We start from the raw sequence: 3,931 nt of genomic DNA on the forward strand, positions 1-3,931 counted from the left end.
GATGAAACCGAGGCCGATCATGATCGGGATCGAGAACAGGATCGCAATCGGCACCGCCCAGTCGATGATCGACGCGCCAAGCTCGGGGCCGAACCAGGTTTCGACGTAGGTCGTCTTGACCTTCATCGGGTTGCCCAGAAAGTCGGTCCGTGTCGGGTCGATCGTCTCGAAGCTGATGTTCAGGATGCGCTGAAGCGTGACCGCACAGAAGGCGCCGATCATGAAAAGCGCGCCATGGGCGAAGTTCACAACGCCGAGCGTGCCGAAAATCAGCGTCAGGCCAAGCGCGATAAGCGCATAGGCCGAGCCCTTGTCGAGCCCGTTTAGAATTTGGAGAATGATTGCGTCCATTGTTCCCACCCATGGGTTAGAGGCGATGGTGGTCTGTCCGAGTCTTTGCGGTCAGAACCGGCCGCGCGCAGGGGGCGCGCGACCGGATTGATCTGACAGATCAGGCGCCGGGGTTACAGTTGCCCAGAGCGCCGCCTGCGAACATCGGGTGATCGGCAGGGTAGGTAACCTGTGCCGCCGGTGTCACTTCGACCACTTCGAGAAGGTCGAATTCGCTGGTCGGATTTTCTTTCCCGCGCACAACCAGAACATCTTTGAAGCACTGGTGATCGTCTGCGCGATAAAGGGTCTTGCCATTGCCCAGGCCGTCGAACTCAAAGCCTTCGAGGGCTTCGACGACGGCACAGGGGTTGAAGCTGCCTGCGCGCATCACGGCATCTGCATAAAGCAGGGTCTGGCAATAGACGGTATGCGCGGCCTGGCTCGGCGGGAAGCCGTATTTTTCACCGAAGGATTTGACGAATGCCTTGGAGGCATCATCCTGCAGCGACCAGTGCCAGTTGGTCGAACCGTGAATGCCTTTCACGTTTTCGCCGGCACCACGGGCCATCAGGCGCGAATAGAGCGGAACAACGATTTCGAAGTTCTTGCCGTTGACCTGCTTTTCGCGCAGACCGAACTGAACCGCGTTGGTCAGCGAGTTCACCATGTTTCCGCCGTAGTGATTCAGAACCAGAACGTCGGCGCCCGAGTTCAGAACCGGCGCGATATAGGACGAGAAGTCGGTTGCGGCGAGCGGTGTGCGCACCTTCTCGACGGTTTCCCAGCCCATGGCCTCGGTTGCGGCCGCGATGGATTCTTCCCGCGTCCAGCCCCAGGTATAGTCGGCTGTGAGGTGATAGGCCTTGCGGTCCGAACCATAAAGCTTCTGAAGCACCGGCGCCAGGGCGGCGGCGGACATGTAGGCGTTGAAGAAGTGACGGAAACCGTTCGCCTTCTTGTCTTTGCCGGTGGTGTCGTTCGAGTGGGTCAGACCCGCCATGAAGATCACGCCAGCCTCTTGGCAGAGACCCTGAACCGCAACCGCCACGCCCGAGCTTGAACCGCCGGTGATCATGATCGCGCCGTCTTTTTCGATCATCGACTTGGCCGATGCGCGGGCTGCGTCCGATTTGGTTTGCGTGTCGCCAGTGACGAATTCGACCTTCTTGCCCAGGATGCCGCCGCCTTGCAGGGCTTTGGAGCTGAAAGTATTCATCATGCCGCCATCACCGCCACCGTTCAGGTGTTCGACAGCCAGTTCATAGGCGCGCAGTTCGTCCGCGCCCTCGTCGGCGTAGGGGCCGGACTGGGGAACGTTGAAGCCAAGGGTCACAGTGCCGCCGGTCGGCTCATTTGTGAAAGCCGAGGCGCTGGACGCGGTGAAGATCGTCGGCAAAGCAAGACCGGCGCCAGCGATGGCACTGGTCTTCATCAGGCCCCGACGAGTCAGGTTCGAGTTGGACATAGATTCCTCCCATTTGTAAAATTTGGGAAGGGCCTCCTCTTGCGCCTTCCCAATCGGCACTGTCGTGCTGCTTTAGTATGAGGGGCGGTAAGAAAATTAGGCAACAACTGCTTTTGACGGAACAATTATTTTGTAAATTAATAGACAATGCCTCGAATAATACTGTAAAAAAAATTTCAGAAGCGGTGTGAAGCCGTTCGGAATGCAGGGAAATTTCAATGCCGGAAAGGATGATGATCGGGACACGTATCCGTGAGCGGCGTGTGCTCAGTGGTATACGGCAATCCGATCTGGCGCGACAGGCAGGAATCTCGCCCTCCTACCTCAATCTGATCGAACATAACCGGCGCAGAATCGGCGGCAAAACCCTGTTGAAACTCGCCGAGGTTCTGGATGTGGAGCCGACTCTTTTGTCCGAAGGCGCCGAGGCCACGCTTATTTCCGATCTGCGCGAGGCGGCGGGCGAACAGGATGACATCGGCGCCGAACTCAGCAGGACCGAGGAATTCGCCGGACGGTTTCCGGGCTGGGCCAGGTTGCTGGCCGATCTCTATCGCCGCAACGAGGGGCTTGAACGCACGATTGAAACCCTGACCGACCGGCTGGCGCATGATCCCTATCTTGCCGATTCGCTGCACGAGGTGATCTCATCGGTAACGGCGATTCGCTCGACGGCGTCGATTCTTGTCGAGACCGAAGCGCTTGAGCCGGAATGGCAGAACCGCTTTCACCGCAATATAAACGAAGACAGCGCCCGCTTGACCGAGGGTGCGCAATCGCTGGTGCGCTATCTTGAAGGGGCCCCCAATACCGACGCCGAGATCAAATCGCCCCAGGACGAAATGCATGCCTTCCTGGCGGCGCACGGGTTTCATTTTCCGGAACTTGAACGGGACATGGCCGGGCCGCGCGATGTGACGCGCCTTGTCGAGGGGGCGGGGGCGGATCTTTCCATGCCGGCGCAAAGCCTCGCGCGGGATGTGCTGTTGCGCTATCTGGCTGATGCCCGAACCCTGCCGCTTGATCCGTTCCTGGGCTGGATCGAAAGCGTCGGCCCGAGGCCCGATCGGCTTGCCGACCTGTCCGGCGTCGATCTGGCAACGTTGTTTCGTCGTCTTGCGGCCATGCCGCAGGACAAGGTCGGCCCGGTGGGGCTGGTGATCTGTGACGCCTCGGGCTCGCTGGTGTTTCGCAAGCCGCTTGACGGGTTCGCCATGCCGCGGATCGCCGGAGCCTGTACGTTATGGCCGCTGTTTCAGGTTCTCGCACAGCCGCAGATACCGCTTCGGATGCGCCTGAAGCAGGTCGGGCGTGGCGCCGAAACGGTCGAGGCGCTTGCCGTTTCGGCCCCGGTGAGCGCGCCGGGTTTCGACCGTCCGGCCCTGATGCAGGCGCATATGTTGTTGATGCCCGACAGCCCGGACGCCGAGAGCGCACCGCTGCGCGAGGTCGGGGTGAACTGCCGGATATGTTCGCTTGCCGATTGCATCGCGAGGCGCGAACCCTCAATCATTTCAGAGGGCTTTTGACAGGCTGTGGTCGAATGGGGATAGTTGCGTGACGGTTCAGCCGTTATGACATCGGAGGGGAGGCCGGTTGCATGGGAAAAAAGGTTCTGCTGATCGAGGATGAGCCGAATATAATCGAGGCGGTCAGCTTTATCCTGTCGCGGGACGGCTGGGAGGTGAAAACCCATGCCAACGGCCATGACGCGATGGAGGCGGTGCGCCTGCGCGCGCCAGACCTGATCATTCTGGATGCGATGCTTCCGGGCAAGAGCGGGTTTGACATCCTTACGGAAATTCGCGGCGACGCGGCGCTTGGCGACACCCCGGTCCTGATGTTGACGGCGCGCGGCCAGACCAAGGACCGCGAGATGGCCGAACGCGCCGGGGTGAGCCAATATATGACCAAGCCGTTTTCCAATGCCGATGTACTGGCCGCCGTGCGCGCGCTCGTGAACCAATGAGCGCCGAGCGCGGCCCGGTCTTTCTGGCGCGCCGCACCTATCGGCGTCGCCGCCTGGCCGATGGTGCGCGGCTTTTGCCAGTCATCGGCACGGTTCTGTTTTTTATCCCGCTGTTGTGAGATCGGAAGAGCACACGTCTGAACTCCAGTCACGTGGCCTTATCT

Annotated in this window: 3 protein-coding genes and 1 pseudogene; 2 read left to right on the top strand and 2 right to left on the bottom strand. The window is 60.2% G+C overall.

Annotated elements, in window-relative coordinates; all coding sequences use genetic code 11:
- Positions 1 to 351: pseudogene (locus QZ522_RS18225) on the bottom strand (branched-chain amino acid ABC transporter permease); the annotation flags it as partial.
- Positions 352 to 451: 100 nt separating this feature from the next.
- Positions 452 to 1,798, bottom strand: coding sequence for an ABC transporter substrate-binding protein (locus tag QZ522_RS18230; protein WP_294614951.1), 1,347 nt, complete (start codon positions 1,796 to 1,798; stop codon positions 452 to 454).
- A gap of 218 nt (positions 1,799 to 2,016) precedes the next feature.
- Here QZ522_RS18230 and QZ522_RS18235 point away from each other — a divergent pair, with 218 nt between their 5' ends.
- Positions 2,017 to 3,327 (top strand): helix-turn-helix domain-containing protein, encoded by a 1,311-nt coding sequence (locus QZ522_RS18235; RefSeq protein ID WP_294614953.1) that lies wholly within the window; start codon positions 2,017 to 2,019, stop codon positions 3,325 to 3,327.
- A 71-nt stretch (positions 3,328 to 3,398) separates the two neighbouring features.
- Entirely contained in the window at positions 3,399 to 3,767 is a 369-nt protein-coding gene (locus QZ522_RS18240; RefSeq protein ID WP_294614955.1) for a response regulator, read from the top strand.
- Positions 3,768 to 3,931: the final 164 nt, after the last annotated feature.

Source organism: uncultured Roseovarius sp. (assembly GCF_913054395.1).
Lineage (GTDB): Bacteria > Pseudomonadota > Alphaproteobacteria > Rhodobacterales > Rhodobacteraceae > Roseovarius.

Excerpts from the sequence above, each read along its gene's own strand:
- QZ522_RS18240 (WP_294614955.1), top strand. The coding sequence starts at position 3,399 with ATGGGAAAAAAGGTTCTGCTGATCGAGGATGAGCCGAATATAATCGAG.
- QZ522_RS18235 (WP_294614953.1), top strand. The coding sequence starts at position 2,017 with ATGCCGGAAAGGATGATGATCGGGACACGTATCCGTGAGCGGCGTGTG.
- QZ522_RS18230 (WP_294614951.1), bottom strand. The coding sequence starts at position 1,798 with ATGTCCAACTCGAACCTGACTCGTCGGGGCCTGATGAAGACCAGTGCC.